The sequence below is a fragment of the Alkalinema pantanalense CENA528 genome, from assembly GCF_050753345.1.
GTDB classification, from domain to species: Bacteria; Cyanobacteriota; Cyanobacteriia; order Leptolyngbyales; family Leptolyngbyaceae; genus Alkalinema; species Alkalinema pantanalense.
This window is the reverse complement of the sequence record NZ_JBLZFX010000008.1, coordinates 42,219-63,838: the sequence shown is the minus strand read 5'-3', so window position 1 is coordinate 63,838 and position 21,620 is coordinate 42,219. Positions and strand designations below refer to the sequence as shown.

Below are 21,620 nucleotides of genomic sequence, written 5' to 3'. Positions count from 1 at the left end.
TAAGGCTTATTTAGTTCAGCAGTATTCAATTTTTAGTAGATGGATTACATGATGACTCGGGAAATCGCAGTGGAGTAAATCCAAGCTCGGCTAGATTTGCTCAGTGGACAATCTCAGTGTTAGATTAGCGACCTAAAATTTCCAACCGAACCGGAGCAACGCCAGAATCCATAACCCCAATCAGTCGAGCAGCACCCGCTGAAAGATCGAGGATACGTCCACCGTGGTAAGGGCCACGATCGTTAATACGAACAACCACCGATCGACCGGTATCTTGGTTCGTCACACGCACACGGGTTCCCATGGGCAACGAGGGATGGGCAGCAGTCATGGCTTCTTGATTAAAAATCTCACCACTAGCCGTGTAATTGCCATCGAAGCCAGGGCCATACCAGGAAGCCCAGCCTTGAATCGTTCCAACTACATTACCAAAGGCCAGTTGCACTCCCGATGGGCGATTGGGCTTGCCTTCTACCTGACTAATGGGAGTCGCTTCTCCAAACAGTCGGCGTAGACGGTTAGCGACTTGCAAGGCATCCTGCTCCTTGTCGCGCTGGCTATCGGGGGAAATGGTCTGGGGATCAAGAGCAACGAGTTCAATTTTGTCAGCGGTGACAATGAACTTACCGTCTTCCGATTGGGTCGCCGCATTCGCACCTTCTTTAGCGGCTTTCCATTTGACGGAAATCTTGTCCGCTGCAATCCCCTGCTGGTAGAGCGAATTAATCTGAGCTGCGATCGCACTGGCTCGATTTAGAGGATCGCTGGGATTCGATTGTTCAGAAACTTCTGTAGATGCGCTGTCTGCAAGCCCTCTTGCATTGGTCGAAACAGCTTTTGTCTTTTCGCCGGGGCTAAGTTCCTCAACCTGCACTGCACCCATCTTGACGCCATCGGCTTCTGTGGGTTGGGAACCTACGAAAGTTAGAACTGGAATATTGCGGACGTACAGCGTCGCAGCTTGTTTTCCAGCAAGTTCGTGGGAGTAGATCTTCGCAACGGATTCGTCACGAGTTGCCTTGCGGCTTGGGGTTTGTTGTTCTCCAACTTTAACTGCTTCTTGAGCAGGTTGGGGAATGGATGCTGGAGAAGGTTCAGCCACTTTTGCTAGCTTTGCTTCAAGGCTCACACTTTTAGGTTGAGCCATACCAGCTTGAGGTTTTGCAGCGACACCGACAACTGTTGAAAAAATTAACAGGCCGGCTAAACTGCCAGAAATTGAGTTGTTCATACTGTCCTTAGTGTGAAGAAGCACTCTAGACGGAGTACGACAACCACGATCGAGGCCTACTTCGATGGAAGTAGCTCGCATGAAATTGTGGTTGATGCATAAAACGACGCATAACTCGTACTCAATCCGCGTTCATCTCTGAGTTCGGAACTGCAACAGACTAACATGAAGTTTTGGGTCTTTGTATCTAGCAACTATACGGAAGCCAGAAAACTTTACCTTAACTTCATAAATCATAATTCCCTAAAATGCACTTCTTGTAAACAAAGTGATTCTTTTTTAAGAAAAAAGACAAACGGGAACTTCATGAAAACTTTATATAAAATTCAGAAATTCTTGAATGAGGGAGTGAATCCAGCAAATTGAACTCGGATTGAACTGCGGAAGGATGGCATAGGGGTAAAATGACCTTTGCGGTGTTTCCGATGAGTAATTCCTATGGACTATCGATCGGCTGGTGTAGATGTTGAAGCGGGGCGGGATTTCGTCAAACGCATCACCCAAACGGTGGAGCGAACCTATCGTCCGGAAGTTCTGGGGCGATTGGGCGGATTTAGCGGCCTCTTCGACCTGCCGAAGGGATATTCCGAGCCCGTTTTGGTGTCGGGAACGGATGGAGTGGGCACCAAGCTGAAGCTGGCCCACCAACTCGATCGCCATGACACAGTGGGCATCGATTTAGTGGCGATGTGCGTCAATGACGTGCTGTGCTGTGGGGCGGAACCGCTCTTTTTTCTAGATTATTTAGCCACCGGACATCTGGAACCCGCGCAGTTAGCTCAAGTGGTAGAAGGCATTGCCAAGGGCTGTGAACTGTCGGGCTGTGCCTTGCTGGGGGGGGAAACCGCAGAAATGCCGGGGTTCTACCAAGCGGGTGAGTATGACCTGGCCGGATTTTGCGTAGGAATCGTAGAAAAAAGTCGGATCCTAGATGGTTCCCAAGTGCAACTGGGAGATGTGGCGATCGGGCTAGCCAGCAGCGGTGTGCACAGCAATGGATTTAGCCTCGTACGGAGAATTATTGCCGATCAGGGATTGGGCTGGGACGATGCTCCGGCGGCCTTGGGCGGGCAAACCCTAGGGGAAACGCTGTTGACTCCGACGCAGCTCTATGTGAGACCAGTGCGCGAAGCATTCAAAGCCGGAATTGAGATCCATGGGTTGGCGCATATTACGGGCGGGGGACTGCCGGAGAATTTACCCCGTTGTTTAGGCGCAGGCCAAACTGTAAAACTGGATCCGACATCCTGGGAAGTGCTGCCAATCTTCCAGTGGTTGGCGGAGGTGGGTCAGGTTTCACCTATAAATATGTTTAATACCTTTAATATGGGAATCGGATTAGTCGTGTTGACCCCTGCCGATCGCGCACAAGCCACCCTGGAATTTTTCCAATCCCAAAATCTAGCTGCCTACCGCATTGGGGAAGTGGTTGAAGGGAATGGGGAATTGCTGGGGTTGCCGGAGTAGCCCGATGGTCAAAACGCGCAAACAGTTTGGACAACACTGGCTCAAGAGTGAAAAAGCACTTAGCAAAATTGTTGCCGCTGCAGAATTAACAGGGAGCGATCGTGTTCTGGAAATTGGCCCAGGGACGGGAATTCTAACACGACCGTTACTGCAAGCAGCTCAATCCGTGATTTCGGTAGAAATCGATCGAGATCTATGCGATTTGTTGGGGAAGAAGCTGGGGAAGATCGAAAATTTCTTATTGCTGCAAGGCGACTTTCTATCACTAGATTTATCACAATTGTTGCAACCCTTTGAACAGTTTCAGAATCCCAACAAGGTTGTTGCTAACATTCCTTACAACATCACGGGGCCAATTCTAGAGAAATTGCTGGGACGCATTGCAGAACCAAATCCCCAGCCCTTTGAGTCGATCGTGCTACTGGTGCAAAAGGAAGTCGCTTTGCGGATCTGTGCCAGTGCAGGTAATCACAATTACGGTGCGCTCTCGGTACGGGTGCAATATCTAGCAGACTGTGAGTTCCTCTTTGATGTTCCAGCAAAAGCATTTCAGCCACCGCCCAAGGTCGATTCTGCGGTCATTCGCATTAAGCCCCGTCCGATCGAACATCCAGCCCAAAATCCCAAACATTTAGAAACGATTTTGAAGTTGGGATTTGCCAGTCGGCGCAAAATGCTGCGGAATAATCTCAAGAGTGTAATTGAGCCGGAGGAACTTAACTCGTTACTGGAGTGCCTATCGCTGAATTCTCAGGCACGGGCAGAAGAATTGAGTGTAGCTAATTGGATCCAGTTGAGCGATCGACTGCTGGAACGAGTCGGTAGCTCGCCCTTAGACGATCCGCAATCGGACAATCCGCTATCGGATGACCTGCAATCGGACGATCCAGAATTAACGAAACCAGGATTCACTGCCCCAGAATTCACTGGCCCGCGATCGGACAGGGCAAACATGGCAAATATGATGGAGGGAGGCTCGGAAGCATGACACGGTCTTACACACTCATTGCACCCGCAAAAATCAACCTGTATTTAGGAATTGTGGGCAGCCGAGCCGATGGCTTCCATGAACTGGTCATGGTGCTGCAAAGCATTGGACTCGCTGATACCGTGACAGTGCAAGCCATTCGTAATCAGGAAATTCAGATCACCTGCGATCAACCCGATGTGCCCGTAGATGAAACCAATTTGGCCTGGAAAGCAGCGGATTTGATGCGGCGTAATTTTCCCGAAGCGGCGGCGAAACATGGTGGCGTGGCGATCGCGATCCAAAAACGCATTCCCATGGGCGCGGGTTTGGCGGGTGGCTCGGCGGACTGCGCAGCGGTGTTGGTGGGCATTGACCTGCTGTGGAATTTAGGACTGACGCAATCGGAATTGCAGGATTTGGCCGCCATGCTGGGGTCAGATATTCCTTTCTGTATTTCCGGTGGCACAGCGATCGCTACGGGGCGAGGGGAAGTACTGGATCCCCTACCAGACCTGGACAATATTTACGTCGTGTTGGCGAAGTATCGCGATCTACCCGTCTCTACGCCTTGGGCCTATAAAACCTTTCGCGCTAACTTTGGCCACACCTACCCCGACAGCCCCGAAGCCCTGGATAGCCGTAAGCAAGCCATGCAGTCTGGGGAAATGATGCAGGCGATAGCCCACAGAGACGCCAAAGCGATCGGGCAGTTGCTCTACAACGATTTAGAAAAGGTCGTACTACCGGAATATCCCCAAGTCCAAGCCCTGCGCGATCGCTTTGCGGAAATTGGCTGTCTGGGCACGATGATGTCGGGTTCAGGTTCAACGGTCTTTGCGTTAGCGGAATCCCAGGAAGCAGCGGAGACGATTTGTTCTAAGATGCTATCGGCAGTACCCGATGAAGATTTGGAACTGTGGGTGACGCAATTTAATCAGTCGGGGGTTCGGCTAGCTGCAACGTAATGCGGCAAGAAAAAATACATAGGAGTACAAGAATATGGCTAACGAAGACAACAAAGATTCAATCACAACAAGCAACACCGAGCCAAATACTGCACCAACACCATTGCGCTGTTTTTTGGGCGCGATCGTAGCGGCAGTAATCTCTTACTTGGCTTGGAATTTAACCCAATCGATCGCACTGGCCTTTGCTGCTAAGCAAATCACCTCTGACAACATGATTGTCATTCGGATTTCGATCGCGGTACGAACGCTTGTAGTGGGATTATCCACCTTTGGGGCAGGCATTTTTGGGTTTGCAGCTTTGGGCTTGACTGGCCTTGGGGTCAAGTTACTGATCGCCCCAGATAAACCTTCAGAAAATTCCTAGGCAAACTTGGAAAGCTGATATTAACCCTGCGACTCAGAAACGACGATCGAGGCAATGTCACCTGCGAAATCGATGCGGCAGGCGAGATCACGGATCACACCTATGGCGAGAACAATTGAGTATTATCGGAGACAGTGATTTCGGATCGATCGGCTTTTCCCAGGATGCGATCGCGATTCCAAGTCATCGATCTGTCTATCCCTGATGATCTAGCCAATGGGTGAGGTCATCGATTCTCTACGAGAGGCTATGCCAACGACGCAAAATCGAGCAATGCTTCACCGAGAGATTCGAGTTGAGCGATCGAGAGGGTGTTGATTTGATCGAGGGTGTGATCGTCAAGAGAGCCAAACTTACGATTCAATAGGCGAATGAGGATCGCTCGTTCCCCTGAAATCAGTCCCCGTTCCTCGCCCCGCTCTTCAGCCATTCGTTCCCATGTGGTGACATACTTCATCTGCCTTGCCTCCTCAAAAGCCTTCAACTCTACGTTGTACCGATCGCGTAGCCGATAGTTATAGCTATACATTCTGGCCTCGAAGCCCGATTCATCTTCATTTTGGACTTCAATGTGACAAATGACGATCGCCCTCTCACCGCTGAGACGATGCACTTCTACGAGCTTGTCCGCATAGCGTTTGGGCATTTCGGCATCCCGCACCACCTTTTGCAATTCCTTGTCCAGAAAGCGAATTGGCTTTGACCAATCAATGTCAGCTTCAATAGGAGGGAAGAAAAATGCAAGAAAATTTCTGAAATATAGTTCTATAAACGTTTTCCAGGGATTTTCATAGTCGGTCTTAGCGGTTTGAGGCTAGCCCATGGTGCAGGACGTAGTTTAAATGTTCTGCATTTTAGCAGTTTTGCCCCAGCGTGCAATTTGACCCATCATACTGTTCTATCTCTGTGATTCCATAGATTCCGCTTGCTGCATTTGTTGTTCCTGCGCTAAGTTTTTCTCGAGCCATTGGATTTCAAATTGAAGATTATCTAGATGCCACTGGTGAGCTTCCTGTGCGTAGAGATTACCAGGATAATCCGTGGCAACAAATTGATTTTGCTCCGCCCAGGTTTCCAACCGCAGCCGACAAGTCGCCAAGCGATGTTCCAGTAGGTGCACCCGTTCGAGCGGCGTCATTTGCTGAAAGAAAAAGAACTTCACAACAAATCGAGAGCGACTATTTACCCAACTTTCGTGGGGTTGAGCCAGCATTTTCTCCCGCCAGCGCTGCTGCCCTTGTGGGGTAATGGCATACACTTTGCGCCGAGGCTCGGAGAAAGACACTTCAACGGCGGATAGGGTTTGGATGAAGCCATGCTCTTCCAATCGCTTCAACAGCGGATAAATCGCACCGTAATTGACACTGATACAGCCACTCATAAATTGCTCTAGTTGCTGTTTAAGGCGGTAGCCATGTAAGGGATTTTGGGTCAGCAAACCGAGGGCTGCAAGTTCTAACATAGGGCAAGGGGTGGGCAGAGAACGGGAACAACGTAGGAGGGCAGTAACCAGTTGGGAACGCGAGCAATGGGGAACGTGAGCAATGGAGAACGCAGCGGGCAGGAGACAGAGAAGCCGTCACAACTCATCTTGTACAACTGATTCCGTCATACCGCACCCATCCCCACTCATTCCGCAAAATTCATCACTGTATTGGGTATATCAGCCTGATATATCAAGTTATGTTACCTTTAGAAGTGTTGGTTCTCAAAATATTCCAGCGAGTTGAGAGCTAGAGCTTTGCTGGATGCGGGTTTAGCTGGGGATTTAGCTGCTAAGTGGGTCACTGGATTGGCCACTGGGCTAGCTGCGATCGCCGCTGGGACCAAGGTTCTGTCATGACACAACCGACAGAACCATTTTTTCTGATTGAGCCTTTATTATTCGACTTGCATTGTTTAGCGTTGGTTTGCTCCTTCCTCACCCTTTCTTCCTATGTTGCAACCGCTTAGTTCCCATCCATTGTTAGGTTCGTTGAAAGCCCCTTTTAGATGGCTTCAGGGGCTGTCGATCGCCATGCTCCTCGTGGGGACTGGGATGACAGGCTGTAGCCTGATGCCTCCCAGTGAAGCCCAAGGGGAAGCTAGAGCCAAGGACGAATCCGTAGCCGTCGATGCGCAGGTGGCCCAAACGAGCGAATTGTCCAATCGCATTGAATACGTGGGGACAACCCGCCCCTATCGTCAGGTTTCCCTGCGATCGCAGGTGGCGGGGCAACTGTTAGACCTGAGGGTGGATGTGGGGGATGCGGTTAATCGCGGGGAATTTTTAGGGCAGTTGGACGATCGGGTTTTGGCGGCCACGGTGAATGAGGTGGAAGCAGAAGTGGCGGTGCGTCAGTCGGAAGTGGTGAGTTTGCAGGCAGATGTGGACAATGCCCGCGCCCAAGCCGAACAGGAACGCCTGAAACTCCAGCAAGCCCGATCGGACGCCCAACGACTTCAGCAGTTATTGAAAGAAGGGGCCATTACTGAACAGCAGGCAGAACTGGCTACGACGAATGCAAAAACAGCAGAACAAGCCTTACGTGCGACGGAGCAACAGGTTCGCAATCGGCAGCAGGCAGTAATTGCAGCCCAGCGGCGCATTGAAGTCCAAAATGCCCTTGTTACGCAGGAACAGGGACGCCAAGCCTTTACTGTCCTGCGATCGCCCATCAATGGCGTGGTCTTGTCAAAATCCCTAGAAATGGGGGATTTAGCGCAGGTCGGGACGGAAGTTCTCAAGCTGGGCGACTTTAACCAAGTCAAGGTGGAAGTGCAGGTGTCTGAGTTGGAACTGGCGAATATTCGGGTGGGCCAATCGGCACAAGTGCGTTTGGATGCTCGTCCGAAGGAGACACTAACGGGACGGGTTACTCGTATTTCCCCAGCAGCAAACCCCAGCGATCGCTTGGTTCCCATAGAAATTACGATGCCGAATCCCGATGGGCAAATTGGCAGTGGATTACTGGCGCGAGTTAAGTTTGGCCAACGCAATCAAAGCAAAATCGTGGTACCAGAAGTTGCGCTCAATCTCGATCAGCCGAGAGGAAAATCGCGTAACGCAGATCGATCGACCCAATCGGGACAGGCTCCCCGACGACGATCGATGGGTTCTGGGGGTTCTGGGGGAGCTGGCAGTGCTAATGACTCTAATTCTGGCGCGAATGCATCTGGCTCAAAACCTCAGTCGACAACAGGAACCCTGTTTGTTATCCAACGGGAGGGGGAACAGACCAAAGTCGCGAAACGAACCGTGCAACTGGGCGATCGGGCGGATGGGCAAGTGGAAGTACTAGGTGGACTGGCGGCAGGCGAGTCGATCGTGGTGCGCAGTAGTGGAGAGTTGGCGGAGGGTCAGCCAGTACGCCTCAGCATACTATCGGAGCAGCCAACTGAGAATCGCAAACGGTGATGCAATGCAATCCGTTTTAAACGTAATTGCAACAGGATTTCAAACTCACGGCAATGCGATACGAATGTAGTTTAATCGCAAACACTCTGAAAAAATTACGCTTCTCAGATAGCTATGAATTCCACCCAAAACAACCATTCCAATAACGGCTTGAGTGAAAAGTTAAGCGCTGGATTCAGCATTAGTGGCGTCGCTATTCGCCAGCACATTGGAACCCTGATGCTGACCCTAGCAGTCATTATCCTAGGGATTTTCTTCATTTTCAACTTGCAAGTGGATTTGCTGCCTTCCATTACCTATCCCCGCATTGGGGTACGGCTGAATACCCCCGGCATTGCCCCCACCGTAGCGATCGACGAAGTGACGAAACCCCTAGAGGAAGCACTATCGGCCACGGAAGGGGTGATTCAGGTCTATTCCCAAACCCGTGAAGGCCAAGTGAGCCTCGACTTATTTTTTAAGCCGGGGGGCAATATTGACCAAGCCTTGAATGATGCGACGGCATCCCTCAACCGGGCCCGAGCAAATTTACCCAGTACGATCGAGCAACCTCGGTTATTTAAAGCTGATCCGTCGCAGTTGCCCGTCTATGAATTGGCGTTGACTTCTCCCTCATTAGATTCCGCTGCGTTGCGAGTCTTCGCCGATGAAGAACTGGCGCGGGAATTGGGCGTGGTGGCTGGTGTGGCGGCGGTGGATGTATCCGGTGGATTGGAAGAAGAGGTACGAGTTCTCGTCGATTTAAACCGCCTGCAAGCCCTCGGAGTTGGGCTCAATGAAGTCCTGACAGAGTTGCGAGAAAGTAATCAGGATGTTTCGGGGGGACGGATTCTCGGCAATAACTCGGAACCTTTGACCCGCCTTGCTGGACGCTTTCGGGATGCAACGGAGATCCGTAACTTATCCTTCGAGTCTGGAACAGTTGGCAGTCCGGGAGCTAGTTCAAGTAGTTCAACCACAGCGGGCAGTGCGAACGCGGACAGTGCCAACGCAGTGACCACTCGGCGGCGGGTTTATTTACGAGACTTCGCAGAGGTGAATGACGGAACTGAAGAACAGCGCATTTTTGTCAATCTAAATGGCCAAGCTGCCGTTAAAGTCAGCATTCAGAAACAACCGGATGCCAACACGATCGCCGTGGTAGACGCGGTCAAACAACGCATTGCAGAGTTGAAGAAATCGGGATTAATTCCAGAGGATATGGAATTTTTGCCAACGCTGGATGAATCCGTTTTTATTCAAAATGCAATTTCCAATGTGACCTCCTCCGGTATTTTTGGGGCAGGATTAGCTGCAATTGCAGTTTTGCTCTTTCTCGGATCCCTGCGGCAAACCTTAATTATCGTTCTCGCGATTCCCTTAGCAACCTTGGCTGCCATTATTTTAATGCGGTTGTTTGGCTTATCCATTAATGTATTTAGTTTAGGCGGCTTAGCGTTGGGGGTGGGGATTGTCGTAGACAACTCGATCGTGATGCTGGAAACGATCGCAGAAGATACCGGAATGACACCGGGACAGGATTCCCGATCGACCCTTTCCCCTCAACAAATTATTGCCACCTCAATTCAAAGCGGGCAAAGTGTGGAGTCGGCTTTGCTGGCTTCAACGGCGACCAACCTGGTTGCAGTTTTACCCTTTTTGATGATTGGTGGATTTATTGCCCTACTGTTTAATGAATTGATTCTCACAATTAGTTTTTCCGTTGCTGCGTCCATTGTCGTTGCGGTGACGGTGGTGCCCATGCTGACCTCAAGGTTGCTGGCCATTCCTCGATCGAGCGGGCTGAGTCAACTCTGGCTTTTTCAGGCATTTAACCAACGTTTTGCCATCGCAACTCGGCAATATGGGGCCTTCCTCCGGCGAGTTTTACAGCAACGATTACTCATTGTAGCTGCCACTTTTATCTTTTTAGGCGGCGGCAGTTGGCTCGTGTTGGGTCAAATTCCCCAGGAAATTTTGCCCCGCATTAATACCGGACAAGCGAACCTGATTGCCCAATTTCCATCGGGCACGCCCCTCGCCACGAGCCGTAAGGTAATGGAAGCGGTGGATGAAATTCTGCTCAATCAGCCGGAAACGGATTATGTCTTTACAACCGTGGGGGGCGTGTTGTTTGGCAGTAGCACCAGCGAAAATGCCCTGCGCAGTTCCAGTAACATTACCCTCAAACCGGGGGCGAATGTGTCAGTCTACATCGATCGCGTGACGCAAGAACTCAATCAACTCAACTTGGTCGATATTCTGCTGCGTCTCAATCCTGGTCAAGTGCGGGGCTTAATTTTAAACAATTCCCCCGTGCGCGGTGCCGAGATTGACATTATGCTGCAAGGCACCAATCCGGAGACCCTAGCCCAGGCCGGACGCCAAGTACTGGCAGCATTGGGAGAACAGGCCACCCTCTCTCGCTTTCGCCCCGACGCCGATCGCCGCCAGCCAGAACTGCAAATTCGCCTCGATCGGGAACGGGCAACTAGGGTGGGGCTGAATGTTGAAAACGTGGGCGCGACGTTACAGACTGCCATTCAAGGTTCCATTCCCACCCAACTACAACGGGGTAACCGCTTGGTGGATGTGCGGGTTGAGTTAGCCAACGACGCCATTCGTCAGCCTTCGCAACTACAACAACTGCCGCTATTTACCTCAGACAATCGCCTGATTCGTCTGAGTGATGTGGCCACCGTTGAATTGGGGGAAGCACCGGGGGAAATTCAGCGGATTAACCAACGACAGGTGTTTTTGATTGCAGGGAACTTGAAGGAAGGAGCTAGTTTAAGTCGTGCCTTGGCTGAAGTCGATCGCATTTTCAATTCCCTAACGCTGCCGGAAGGGGTGAGTCGGCTACCTAGCGCAGCCGCACAGAGTAATCAGGACATTCAGGGCGCGTTGCCTGTCCTGGGTGGTTTAGCGGCTTTTCTAGTATTCGTCGTTATGGCCGTTCAATATAACTCTCTAGTTGATCCCCTAGTAATTATGTTTACGTTGCCCTTGGCACTATCAGGTGGGATCTTAGGACTCTTTGCGACACAGACGGCGATCGGGGCTACGGTGATTGTCGGTGCTGTGCTGCTAATTGGGATTGTGGTGAATAATGCGATTCTGATGGTGGAATTGGCCAATCAAATCCGCGATCGGGATCAGGTCAGTCGTCGAGCTGCGATTTTACAAGCGGCTCCCCAACGGTTACGACCCATTTTAATGACTACCATTACGACCGTTGTAGGGATGTTTCCCCTAGCATTAGGGATTGGCCAAGGTGGAGAATTTCTTAAACCATTGGGAATTGTTGTTTTTTCTGGATTAGCACTAGCAACATTACTCACGTTATTTATTATTCCCTGCCTCTATTTGTTGCTGCATGATTTCTTTGGAGGCCGATCGGATGATCGCCTCTCCCCAGAATTTGAGATCGTGGCTTCTCCGGAATCACAGACTGGTTCTGTTCAGGAAGAGGTTGGAGTGGGGACGCGCGAGTGACCTCTAGCCCAATTGCATCGGTTGGCTGAGGAACTGACTGTTGGGCTATGGTAGGACTGGAGTCTTGAGGTTGGTCTATGCGGTCTGCTTGGCGATTGAGTTTAGTAGCAGTTCTGTTAACCCCAATCGTCCCTCTTGCTGGGGCGAATGTTGCTGGAGCCAGTAGTGATTTCTACAACAGACCTGAAATCAATTCCAGTGGTGATTATTTAACCAATGCTGGCCCGGTGAAAGGGACGGTCACCAGTGGGAGTTTGCAAGCTGGAGCCTTATGGCGCGTGGTGAGTTCGCGATTGAATTGTCGGCAGGATTCTGAGGTAACGGCGGCGATTTCCAGAACGTTTAGCCAGGGCAGCATTCTGCAAGCGGACTTAGGGCGGGGTGGGTCAGATGAAGTGCTTTACAACGCAAAAGATCGCCAAGGACGAACGTGGATGCGGGTGCGGAGTCGAACGGGACAAAGTTATCAATGCTACGTTCGAGCCAATAAGCAGTATATTCAACCCGTTCTGACTCGGTAGGGGAATTGGGAACGCTCATCACATCCTTAGAAGAGTCATACTAGCAATACTATTGAACAAGCACGGCTACAAAAAAGGTGGGATTGCTCCCACCTTTTTACAGATTAAGATCAATGGACGATATTTTTTATTGGCTGTTGACTTCGCCGTTCAAAAGCACATCATTCCCCTCACCCCCAATCAAAATATCATCCCCATTTCCGCCATCTAATCGATCGTCACCTGCATTGCCCAGTAGAATATCGTCGCCATCATTGCCGAGTAACCGATCGTTGCCTGCACTTCCCACAAGAACATCATCCCCTGCGCCACCGGATAGAACTAATAATCCAGATGTGTTAGAGAAAAAGCTGCTCTCAATAATATCGTTACCATTAAGTCCGTTGATTGAAAACTGATCCGTTGGATCGCTTCCTAATAGGCTAATGCTTGCGCTGAGGCCGCTGATGATAGAACCTGTTGTGTTACTGGCAATCACAATGCCATCATCGCCATTGGTACCAAAGATATTGACTTGATCAACAGTGCCATCTCCAGTGGTTAAACCCGCTGCTGCTAGGTTGATGACAATCTCTTGAACATCGGTACCCACGAGGGATTGAATATTAATGATGTCCGCACCGCCTAGGGCATTGAGTTCAATCTTTTCAGTATCATCAAAATCCATGACGATGTTGCCTACGTTGCGATTTAACTTCGCCCGATCGCCGTTGGCGACAATGTCAAAAATTTCAGCAATGTTGGCACCGTTAAATCGTAGGGTGTCGAAGCCAGCCTGACCTTCCACAACATCACTGCCGTCACCGGGATCCCATTGGAAGATATCGTTCCCTGCACCAAGAAAAGCGATATCATTACCACCATTCCCGTCAATAAAGTCGTTCCCCAAACCGCCGAATAAAACATCTGCACCTAGCCCGCCGAGGATGACATCATCCCCATCACCCCCATCGGCAGTGAATTGAATTAAGGTACTGCGTAGGGTATTGGCACGAAGGGTATCATTGCCACCGAGGGCATTGACAGCCAGTTTATCAGTTGCTTCTGCACCACTAATTTGTACAGCAGCAGCTAAGCCAGTTATCCGATGACCACTATCGTTACTGGTGAGATCGATCGTATCTGCATTGTCGGTTCCGTTGATGATAATGGAATCCAGTTTGCTGTCTCCCAGGATTTCCCCTAGGGATGCACCGAGGTTAATTTGAATATCTTTAACATCGGTTGTCGCTAGATTGTTAATGGTAATCGTATCTGCGCCACCCAATGCGTTGACATCCACTCGTTCAATATCATTGGTATCCATGACGATATTGCCCAAGTTGCGGAAGAAGCGCAGCCGATCGCCCTTGGCAGAGAAGTCAAATATTTCATCGCCGTTGGAGCCATTGAAAATCATGGTATCCAGTCCCAGCCCCCCTTCTACGAGGTCACTGCCATCACCGGGATCCCACTGGAATACGTCATCCCCTGCACCAAGAAAGGCAAAATCGTTGCCACCGTTGCCGTCGATAAAGTCATTACCATCCCCGCCGTAGAGATAGTCGATCGCGGAGCCACCTTTGATAATGTCGTTCCCCAATCCCCCAAAGATATGGGCAGTGGGTAGTTTGCCTTTACTTTCATCAATGGTAATGGTGTCATTACCGCCTAAGCCAAAGACTTGAATTTGGCTATTGCTCGAGAAACTACGACGATTACCAAAAATCTGAACACTACCATTATTAATTTCTAGATCGCCAGCGGCATTGCGACCAATTGTAATTGCATTGTTTTGGTTGTCTCCTACAACAAATAGGGAACCGTCATTGAAGGGAGAGAAGAATGCAAAAATTCCCATGGGAGTCTCCGTAAGTTGAGGGCTAACTAAAGGAAAAACATTGGCTACGGGACAGGTCAAATGGACGATTCCTCGCAGTTAGATCTTTCCACGGTGGAGTTGGGAGATTTATGCAGCGATCGGCGATCGCACCAGATTTCCAACCCGACCCGACCTCGGGTGCACTTCCCCCTTCCCCCCTTTCCCCTCTTGTATCCCTTACCTTCTCCCCCCATTACCACATCATGCACCCCCCGACTCATCCACGGAACACAATAGATGGTACAAAACTCAGATAAATTAGTTTTGTGGTGCGCGTTAGTGAGTACGATCGCGGATTATGACTCTTTCAACTCTCATTTTGCTGGCTTTAGTGGGAGGCGTAGCAGTTGGAACAGCCCTCCATGAACTCTGCCCTACCTGGGTTGGGGCAATTGATCATTACGGGTTTGATCCATTAGGGCAAGTCTTTCTGCGGCTGATTCAGTTTGTTGTTGTGCCCCTCATCTTCTCCTCACTGATTTTGGCAATGACACGCATCCGGAATGCCGCCGAAATGGGGCGATATACAGTCCGGCTTTTGGGCGGTTATTGCCTCACGAGTTCAGTGGCCGTTGCGTTGGGCATGGGAACGGCGATAGTCCTGCGATCGTCCGTTCAAATGACAGATCTTGCGATCGAACCTGTACTGGTCTCTCCCCAGGCTCCCGATGTATTGGCATGGCTGATTAGCTTAGTCCCCACTAATCCTCTCACAGCGCTGGCAACGGGGCATTTATTACAAACCATTTTTTCAGCCGCGTTGCTAGGTCTAGGAATCCAGCAAGCGGGAAAACAAGCCCAACCGTTTGTTCAGTTGATTGAGAGTATCTATGCCATTAGCGAGAAAGTTTTATTTCTTGTGCTTTATACTTCACCGATCGGTGTTTTTGCGTTGATGAGTTCCGTCATTGCTAAGCAAGGTTTAGGCATTATTGTTAGGTTATTTAACTACGTGGCAGGAAACTTTATTGCAATTCTATGGATGATTGCCGTTTACATTGTCCTACTGATTGCCTTCAAAATTTCTCCCCTCAAAATCTTTCAAAACTTTTCGCCTAGCCTGTCCCTAGCGTTTGCAACCGCTAGTTCCAATGCAGCTTTACCTGTCACGCTCAAGGATGCCCAGACCGCCTATGGGATGCGAGATGAGATCGCGAGCTTTGCGATTCCTTTAGGGACAGCATTGAAGCGGGATGGTTCAGCAATTATGCAGGGCTTTAACGCGATTTTCATTGCGCAATTGTTCCAGATCCCCCTCACTCCGACAGTACTCTCCACAGTCTTTCTCAGTACTTTCTTAGTGTCCTTGAGTACAGCTGGGGTTCCCGGTGCAGGGATCATCATGATGACGACGGTATTGACGGCTGCGGGGCTCCCCGTGGAAGGAGTGGCGATCGTCGCCGGGGTAAATCGACTCATTGATGGACTTTCCACGATGTTAAATGTCCTGGGAAATATTGTCCATGCAGCGATACTCGAGCAGGTGGAGAGCACTGATTTAAGCAAAGCTGGCGTAGAACCAGCTCAACCCCTCTCCACTCCGACTACGCCTCTTTTAAACCGATCGCCCAATCCCCCCCATTCCAACTTTTAGGACTGCCTATATCACAGCGCCATGGGTTGATGCCCCCTCCAATCACACACCAACCGACAATCAACGGTTCAATAAAACGTTAATTTTCTATTCAACATTTCAGTTTTTCAAGGGATTTTCTACAATTGAAATAGGTAAAATCCCTACAGGTCTTTAACGTTAGTTTTTGACTGAACCTTTGACTGAACCTTTGATTTAATCTCTGACTGAGCCACTCACGCATGGGCCTCTGACGCATTGGTCTCTAAGATCTTTGCGGTTAACGCATCCATCTCTGAAAATTTGACTTTCAGATGGGTTATCTATTCAGATTGATTGTCTGTACAGTCCTGCCAGTTTTTAGAGCTTACTAATACTAGTTGGACAATACTGGTTTGATAAGACTGGTTAGTAGTTAAAAGTGATTAGCTAAACGCTAGTCGTTAAAGGCTAGTAGTCAAGATTTTCCTTGTTCTCCTTGATGAAAGACAACACCGGATACAACCGATTCAATTCTTTAAAAAGCATGACTGGAGTTCATGTTTTGCCAATGCTTTTTGAATATCTACGGAATATTTAGGGAATAGATGAATTAAAAAAGATGATTTTAATCATCGCATGAGTAGTTCTCTCCATCGGTTATCTCCTCACGATCGAACATAGAGTTTTTATTGGTGGGCGATCGTGACACATCTCCCATGGCGGAGGCTTTTCTAACCTTCAAAGTTCCGCCGACCTGTTGTGGCCCAAACGATTAACGAATCTCCCATACAACCGGAGAACTGAGATCCGTCAATACTGTTCCGTAAAGACTATAGGGAGCACGGGGAAATGCATCTATCCCAAAAAAAGACCTGAAATCGAGGCTCTTCGATCGTCGGTAGCAAACCTAATTTTCAGGTCAGCCCCTCTCTAGGACATGATTTGGGAAGGAAATTATGCTGATATCCAATCGCTTATTTACAAAACTCTTACTCTCTGGAACCACCCTCATTACAGTATTGTTTTTGAGTGCTGCTATGGGGCAAAGCCAGTTCCCTGGGCCGATTCGGGATCCTATCATCAAGCGACCGGATGTGATTAAGCCGATCGGTCTCACCCCAAAAATTATCATGGAACGGGTTCCCCTGGAATCGCCCCAAGGGATGCAGATCTATGCAATGAAGCGGTTACAAGTTCAGCCTAAACTGATTGAACAACTGCGCCTACAACAAAATCTGATCGAAAAACCCAGAGTTCAAACGCTCCCCAATCTGAAGCAACCGCTCTTGTCTCCACTGCTGCTTTCGCCGAATCGGCTCAAAGTCTTCATGGAAAGGGATCAATCCTTTACCCGACTATCCCTGGATGAGAACACAGGCCATATCTTTTTCCTGCCCCGAGCTGAACAGTTGGCAAGCAATAAGATTACATTGCTAAACCGCAATGAAGCGTTGAAAGTGGCATTGAACCACGTGAATACGCTCAAGTTGTTGCCATCAGACAGTAGTCAATTTGAGCCCCGACAACTGGTAACCCTACAAAAAGCAGATGTGAAGCAAGGGCAATCACCCGTAACCCAGAATGTTTTACAAACGGTGATTTTTTCCAGAAGCCTCAATCAAAAACCTGTGATTGGAGAAGGGTCACAGCTCTTAGTGGATTTAGGGAACCAAGGCAAGCTAGAAGGACTGGAACGGCGATTACAACAGTTGGTACCGACTAATTTACCGACTGAACTACGGCGCGATCGAGAAGTCTATGATGAAATTGAAAGCCTACTGAAACAGAAGTTTCGCGGTGCTTCGGAAATTCGGGTGACTCAACCCAGTTTGGTCTATTCCGGCAACGATCGTAAATACGTGCAACCTGCTTATACCTTTACGGCTGAAATTTCTTCGCCCAATGGGGTCGGTAAAGCCTTCTTCTCAGGGTTAGTGGCAGCGCTGAAGAATCCCCCGGAACCCGTAGTGGTGGAAGATACCCAAGCTCGTGAGCTACCAAGCGAACCGAGTGGCGTGAAGCAGTTACAATCCGACAAGCTCGCTCAGCTACCAGGAGGCCCCACTGGATCGATCCTCCAAAGCCCAACGGTGGGTCGGTATGTGGTTCGAAATGATCATAGCGCGTGGGTAGATGACGCCAACGATTTGAAAAATGGCATGGCTTGGGGCAAACTCATGGGATTCCCAGCCATTACCTATGGTGATTACTATTGGGATGAACCTCGGCTCTGGCTCAATCAGGAAGATTCCTTTGTGGACAAGTGGAATGTTGTGCTGATGGAAGGCCATGGAGCCAATTGGCTATTCACAACACGCAGCAATTGTTGCGACATTGTGGATCTCAATCTAGGCACTCAACCGGCCTACGGCGATCGCAGTGGCAGCAGTATGCGGTACCTATTCTTGAAGGGCTGTTCCATTATTCCGGCTCCGCCCGATCGAGCCAACTGGCCTGATCCGTGGTGGCGTGTGTTTAAGGGATTACGTCAAGTGGCAGGTTTCCGCACAACCATGTTTATCAATGATGACATTTCCTATCACTTTGGCTATCACATTGCGTTGAATTCGCGGATTCTTGATTCTTGGTTCCATGCGACCAATGGTTCATCTTCCTATCAATGGCAACGAACCCATGGAGGCGAAGTAACGGGCTATGGTGCCGTGGTGATGATTCCAGGCCATGAAGGCGATGGCATCTATTTCACCAACCCTGCACCACCCGCAACTTCGACGGGGTTGACAATCTGGTGGCAACATTAGCCTGATAGCAACATGAGTCGCTGCCAGTCTCTCAGTCAGTTGATTTTATGTGCTAGTTATTAGCAACTCATTCCAGCGTGTGACTCGCCGATCGTGGTTATTTCTTCTGCCGAGCAATGTTTTCTGTTTCAGACGTTGCTGGAAAAGGTAGAAGCCACGATCGGCTTTCTAATTTTGATGAGACCAGTTTTTTCTGTTGGACATTTTTTGCAATTTTGACATCATCTGTTGCCTACCAACAAAATTCCTTCAGAATTGATCCTCCTCTTGGTTCATCCAGGGCACTGGAAAGCAGTCCTAATGCACTATCCCAGCAGATCGGGTAAAGGCAGTTAAGACCATAGGTCAAACGATTGTTGAAACTGATCCAGGTTCAGTAGATGGAGCCGATCGCTCTGTTGAGCAATATCCCGATCGCGTACCAGGTTATAGCCCCAATCCGCTAAAAAAAGTTCCACATCCGTTAACTCAGGATGCTGTTCAATCATTTGCAATGTTTTGAGGCGATCTTCAATAAACCAAATCGTGTCATACTCCGGTTTAAGTTGGCGCAGAATTTCGTACTTAGGCCGTTGTTTTTCTTTGCCAAACAACCGATCATCTTGAATTTCAACCCCTTGTTCTTGCAGTAATTGGCGAATAAATCGCGCTTCTTTGGTACTAATAATGACAAAATTTTCAGTGGCTTTGAGTCGATCGATCACCCCTGGATAAAAGCGATGTTCACCTAACCAACTCGGCAGATCCTGGGCAATCCATTGATCTCGAATACGATCGACGATCGCCCCCACTTCTTTCGGATTCAGGCGATGGTGATGCAACAGTTCTAGGGCGAGGTTGGGCCACTCTTGCAAAATTGCAGCTTCGCTAAACCCTGACTCTAAAGCATGGATCAAAACGGGCATCTCCCAGCCTGTTTCCACCACCGGACGCAGTCGATAGAAGGTTTGGGCAACTTCTTCGGTCGGGGGGGTATTGTCTGGATGCCATAGCTGGCAATAGGCACGCCAAGCGGTCTGAAAATACTCAAACAGGCCATCACAGATGACACCATCAAAATCTAAGGCCAATAAATTAGGACTACGCATATTCAGAGGAGTTACCCATCAGGGAACCGAGGAAGGACGCTGTTGTGAGGAGACGTTGTTATAGAGTAGCCTAAGCTGGTCTCCTTACTCAGTCGTCTCCTTACTCAGTAATCTAGCAATCTCCTAGCCAGCCCTCAACAGGCCATTCCAGAACCGTTTCAGTCACCCTAGCCAAACAGCACGGCGATTATTTTGCCTGCTTGCGCTGCTTCAGCGCCCTTAAATGCTGTTTCACAAGCTCGGCTGATGGCCAATCGTTTTGGACTAGATACAACTCCGCCGCCCTAACAAAACTACGAGTTGCTTGATCGTCCTGCCGTAGATTGGCCAGACAGAGCCCCCGATCGTGGAACGCCTCGGCCAAATCAGCCTGGATTTGCAGCACTTGATTAAACGCATCCAGGGCACGCCGATAATTGCCTGCACAGTAGGCACTCACCCCAGTCTGAAATAAATAATGGATAGCATCGGGCAAACCTTGCGGTGCTGGCATCACTTCTAGGAACAGGACAGCCACACTGCCTGCGCCTTTATAAGCCCAGAATAGCGATCCCGCGCCGATCGTTGCGATCCCCCCCAATGACAGCAAGGCAATTCCCAAATGTGCATTATCCATAGCAATCCAGAACAATTGAGGTCAATCAATTTTCAATAGTTCAAAAAACAGAAATCGTTATTGATTTATCAATGTCAAATAAAAACTTATAGAATCATTCAATTTTAATATAGCTATAACCAATGAGTTTGGGACAGTAATATCCAAGTGATATCTAATTGATTCTATTGATGCGACAGATTCCATCCCCCCTATCCTGCTTATTAAGGGGGAATCGGTCAAATTATCTTAAAGTCTCCTTTTTCAAAAAGATGATCATCCTCACAATTTTGGCTACAGCTATAACAAACAATCAAAAATAAACTCAATGGATTTTAGTGAACAAAAAAGGATGCGCTATTGAAAACGCATCCCATCTCCGTAAAACAATCTAACTTACACCAGCTTCAACGTGGGATAGCTGACAATCATGTCATCACTAGTGAAGACATCCCCGTCTGCCTGTGGCGTCCACAGTACTTCTAAGGCCATTAAGCGATCGCTCGAGACACTTCCTAATACACTCAATGCCTTCCGCACATCATCTGCGCTGGTAATCTTCGGTAAATCAACTTTACCTTCCGCCCCTACCACCAGGGTCACCACAATATATTCCCCCGGTGCTTGGGTTGCAAGCTCTCCCTTCTGGGCAACGGTCAGGGAACTACTATCCGCTTGCTTCAACTGTCCACTCACATTGGAAAGCGACTCGCCCTTAAACTTACTCCGTTCCGCCAGGGCCATGCGGTTAAATTCCGCTTCCGCCGCTGTCAGTCCTGCATTTTTCGTTTCTCCACCTGCATAGACCCAGTATTCCGGGTGCCGCAGCAACGACAGTGTGGACTCCTGCAACACTTGCGCCAAGCCAGCATTGGAACTGGTATCTGCCCGTTGGGCAATGCGATTGAGGTCGGCTTGCAACTCCCGTGCTTGGGCCAACAGTCCTACTTGCAGCTTGGTCACCGAGAGGGTAGATCCACCCAAGCTATCGCCTTCACCGGACTGGGCATTGCGCAGGGCACGAAACGCAAAGTTCGCGATCGCGACGAAAATCAGCACGGTGAACAGACCGCCAAAGGCACCGCCGCCGCCCCAGAAAAACATCCACGGCGAAGGGAAGAAGAAGAAACTGCTGCCACCGCCACCATAGTAACCACCACCGCCGCCATAGCCGCCACCGTAGGAACGGGGTGCGCTGTAGGTTCGGCTAGGGGCAGATCGAAAAGATCCCCCACCAATCCGTCCACCATAGCTCGCCGCTTGGGCTTGATCCACCGCTCCAAAGAATAGAGTAAAGATCAATGCGATCGCGAGAATCGGTTTCAAAAGGGGTTTCAGTAAATGAGTCAATCGAGTTTTCATAGCAG

The 21,620-nt window shown here is 49.5% G+C and carries 17 protein-coding genes; 10 read left to right on the top strand and 7 right to left on the bottom strand.

Annotated elements, in window-relative coordinates; translation table 11 throughout:
* Positions 1–124: 124 nt before the first annotated feature.
* Positions 125–1,231 carry a septal ring lytic transglycosylase RlpA family protein gene (locus ACN4EG_RS04610; RefSeq protein ID WP_431628037.1) on the bottom strand — a complete coding sequence of 369 codons (1,107 nt, stop codon included), beginning with the start codon at positions 1,229–1,231 and terminating at the stop codon, positions 125–127.
* A 438-nt stretch (positions 1,232–1,669) separates the two neighbouring features.
* Here ACN4EG_RS04610 and purM point away from each other — a divergent pair, with 438 nt between their 5' ends.
* The 4 genes from purM to ACN4EG_RS04590 are packed head-to-tail and all read left to right on the top strand — an operon-like array spanning position 1,670 to position 5,000.
* Positions 1,670–2,698, top strand: coding sequence for a phosphoribosylformylglycinamidine cyclo-ligase (purM, locus tag ACN4EG_RS04605; protein WP_431628036.1), 1,029 nt, complete (start codon positions 1,670–1,672; stop codon positions 2,696–2,698).
* A 4-nt stretch (positions 2,699–2,702) separates the two neighbouring features.
* Positions 2,703–3,686 (top strand): 16S rRNA (adenine(1518)-N(6)/adenine(1519)-N(6))-dimethyltransferase RsmA, encoded by a 984-nt coding sequence (rsmA, locus tag ACN4EG_RS04600; protein ID WP_431628035.1) that lies wholly within the window; start codon positions 2,703–2,705, stop codon positions 3,684–3,686.
* Complete coding sequence (gene ispE, locus ACN4EG_RS04595) at positions 3,683–4,633, top strand: 4-(cytidine 5'-diphospho)-2-C-methyl-D-erythritol kinase (protein WP_431628034.1); 951 nt, start codon at positions 3,683–3,685, stop codon at positions 4,631–4,633. Before rsmA ends, ispE begins: the two co-directional genes overlap by 4 nt.
* Before the next feature lie 34 nt (positions 4,634–4,667).
* On the top strand, positions 4,668–5,000 hold the full coding sequence (locus tag ACN4EG_RS04590) for a DUF3082 domain-containing protein (RefSeq protein WP_431628033.1): 333 nt from the start codon (positions 4,668–4,670) through the stop codon (positions 4,998–5,000).
* Positions 5,001–5,247: 247 nt separating this feature from the next.
* Here the strand turns inward: ACN4EG_RS04590 and ACN4EG_RS04585 are convergent, their stop codons facing one another.
* The gene (locus ACN4EG_RS04585) at positions 5,248–5,664 is read right to left on the bottom strand and encodes a DUF4351 domain-containing protein (RefSeq protein WP_431628077.1); all 417 of its coding nucleotides are present in this window, start codon (positions 5,662–5,664) and stop codon (positions 5,248–5,250) included.
* Between the two features lie 234 nt (positions 5,665–5,898).
* A complete protein-coding gene (locus ACN4EG_RS04580) occupies positions 5,899–6,462 on the bottom strand; it encodes a PadR family transcriptional regulator (protein ID WP_431628031.1) in 564 nt (187 codons plus the stop codon).
* 474 nt (positions 6,463–6,936) lie between these two features.
* On the opposite strand from ACN4EG_RS04580, the gene ACN4EG_RS04575 reads away from it, so the two are divergent.
* The 3 genes from ACN4EG_RS04575 (at position 6,937) to ACN4EG_RS04565 (ending at position 12,392) form a co-directional block, all read left to right on the top strand.
* Positions 6,937–8,397 (top strand): efflux RND transporter periplasmic adaptor subunit, encoded by a 1,461-nt coding sequence (locus ACN4EG_RS04575; protein WP_431628030.1) that lies wholly within the window; start codon positions 6,937–6,939, stop codon positions 8,395–8,397.
* Positions 8,398–8,511: 114 nt separating this feature from the next.
* Positions 8,512–11,871, top strand: a complete 3,360-nt coding sequence (locus tag ACN4EG_RS04570) for an efflux RND transporter permease subunit (RefSeq protein WP_431628029.1) — start codon at positions 8,512–8,514, stop codon at positions 11,869–11,871.
* 77 nt (positions 11,872–11,948) lie between these two features.
* Positions 11,949–12,392: a hypothetical protein gene (locus ACN4EG_RS04565; RefSeq protein ID WP_431628028.1), complete on the top strand. Its 444-nt coding sequence runs from the start codon at positions 11,949–11,951 to the stop codon at positions 12,390–12,392.
* A 127-nt stretch (positions 12,393–12,519) separates the two neighbouring features.
* Here ACN4EG_RS04565 and ACN4EG_RS04560 read toward each other — a convergent pair whose 3' ends face one another.
* Positions 12,520–14,232 (bottom strand): calcium-binding protein, encoded by a 1,713-nt coding sequence (locus ACN4EG_RS04560; RefSeq protein ID WP_431628027.1) that lies wholly within the window; start codon positions 14,230–14,232, stop codon positions 12,520–12,522.
* Positions 14,233–14,292: 60 nt separating this feature from the next.
* Between ACN4EG_RS04560 and ACN4EG_RS04555 the strand changes: the two genes are divergently transcribed.
* The 3 genes from ACN4EG_RS04555 (at position 14,293) to ACN4EG_RS04545 (ending at position 18,570) form a co-directional block, all read left to right on the top strand.
* Positions 14,293–14,490: a hypothetical protein gene (locus ACN4EG_RS04555; protein WP_431628026.1), complete on the top strand. Its 198-nt coding sequence runs from the start codon at positions 14,293–14,295 to the stop codon at positions 14,488–14,490.
* 61 nt (positions 14,491–14,551) lie between these two features.
* Positions 14,552–15,847: a dicarboxylate/amino acid:cation symporter gene (locus tag ACN4EG_RS04550; RefSeq protein WP_431628025.1), complete on the top strand. Its 1,296-nt coding sequence runs from the start codon at positions 14,552–14,554 to the stop codon at positions 15,845–15,847.
* Positions 15,848–16,764: 917 nt separating this feature from the next.
* A complete protein-coding gene (locus ACN4EG_RS04545) occupies positions 16,765–18,570 on the top strand; it encodes a DUF6345 domain-containing protein (protein WP_431628024.1) in 1,806 nt (601 codons plus the stop codon).
* A 332-nt stretch (positions 18,571–18,902) separates the two neighbouring features.
* Here ACN4EG_RS04545 and ACN4EG_RS04540 read toward each other — a convergent pair whose 3' ends face one another.
* The 3 genes from ACN4EG_RS04540 to ACN4EG_RS04530 form a co-directional block, all read right to left on the bottom strand.
* Positions 18,903–19,658, bottom strand: a complete 756-nt coding sequence (locus ACN4EG_RS04540) for an HAD family hydrolase (RefSeq protein ID WP_431628023.1) — start codon at positions 19,656–19,658, stop codon at positions 18,903–18,905.
* Positions 19,659–19,845: 187 nt separating this feature from the next.
* Entirely contained in the window at positions 19,846–20,274 is a 429-nt protein-coding gene (locus tag ACN4EG_RS04535; protein WP_431628022.1) for a tetratricopeptide repeat protein, read from the bottom strand.
* Positions 20,275–20,649: 375 nt separating this feature from the next.
* A complete protein-coding gene (locus ACN4EG_RS04530; protein WP_431628021.1) occupies positions 20,650–21,615 on the bottom strand; it encodes a DUF1517 domain-containing protein in 966 nt (321 codons plus the stop codon).
* Between the last annotated feature and the right edge of the window lie 5 nt (positions 21,616–21,620).

Bases quoted from the DNA above. Each gene is read 5' to 3' on its own strand.
- ACN4EG_RS04610 (WP_431628037.1), bottom strand. From the start codon at position 1,231: ATGAACAACTCAATTTCTGGCAGTTTAGCCGGCCTGTTAATTTTTTCA.
- purM (WP_431628036.1), top strand. From the start codon at position 1,670: ATGGACTATCGATCGGCTGGTGTAGATGTTGAAGCGGGGCGGGATTTC.
- rsmA (WP_431628035.1), top strand. From the start codon at position 2,703: ATGGTCAAAACGCGCAAACAGTTTGGACAACACTGGCTCAAGAGTGAA.
- ispE (WP_431628034.1), top strand. From the start codon at position 3,683: ATGACACGGTCTTACACACTCATTGCACCCGCAAAAATCAACCTGTAT.
- ACN4EG_RS04590 (WP_431628033.1), top strand. From the start codon at position 4,668: ATGGCTAACGAAGACAACAAAGATTCAATCACAACAAGCAACACCGAG.
- ACN4EG_RS04580 (WP_431628031.1), bottom strand. From the start codon at position 6,462: ATGTTAGAACTTGCAGCCCTCGGTTTGCTGACCCAAAATCCCTTACAT.
- ACN4EG_RS04575 (WP_431628030.1), top strand. From the start codon at position 6,937: ATGTTGCAACCGCTTAGTTCCCATCCATTGTTAGGTTCGTTGAAAGCC.
- ACN4EG_RS04570 (WP_431628029.1), top strand. From the start codon at position 8,512: ATGAATTCCACCCAAAACAACCATTCCAATAACGGCTTGAGTGAAAAG.
- ACN4EG_RS04565 (WP_431628028.1), top strand. From the start codon at position 11,949: ATGCGGTCTGCTTGGCGATTGAGTTTAGTAGCAGTTCTGTTAACCCCA.
- ACN4EG_RS04560 (WP_431628027.1), bottom strand. From the start codon at position 14,232: ATGGGAATTTTTGCATTCTTCTCTCCCTTCAATGACGGTTCCCTATTT.
- ACN4EG_RS04555 (WP_431628026.1), top strand. From the start codon at position 14,293: ATGGACGATTCCTCGCAGTTAGATCTTTCCACGGTGGAGTTGGGAGAT.
- ACN4EG_RS04550 (WP_431628025.1), top strand. From the start codon at position 14,552: ATGACTCTTTCAACTCTCATTTTGCTGGCTTTAGTGGGAGGCGTAGCA.
- ACN4EG_RS04545 (WP_431628024.1), top strand. From the start codon at position 16,765: ATGCTGATATCCAATCGCTTATTTACAAAACTCTTACTCTCTGGAACC.
- ACN4EG_RS04540 (WP_431628023.1), bottom strand. From the start codon at position 19,658: ATGCGTAGTCCTAATTTATTGGCCTTAGATTTTGATGGTGTCATCTGT.
- ACN4EG_RS04535 (WP_431628022.1), bottom strand. From the start codon at position 20,274: ATGGATAATGCACATTTGGGAATTGCCTTGCTGTCATTGGGGGGGATC.
- ACN4EG_RS04530 (WP_431628021.1), bottom strand. From the start codon at position 21,615: ATGAAAACTCGATTGACTCATTTACTGAAACCCCTTTTGAAACCGATT.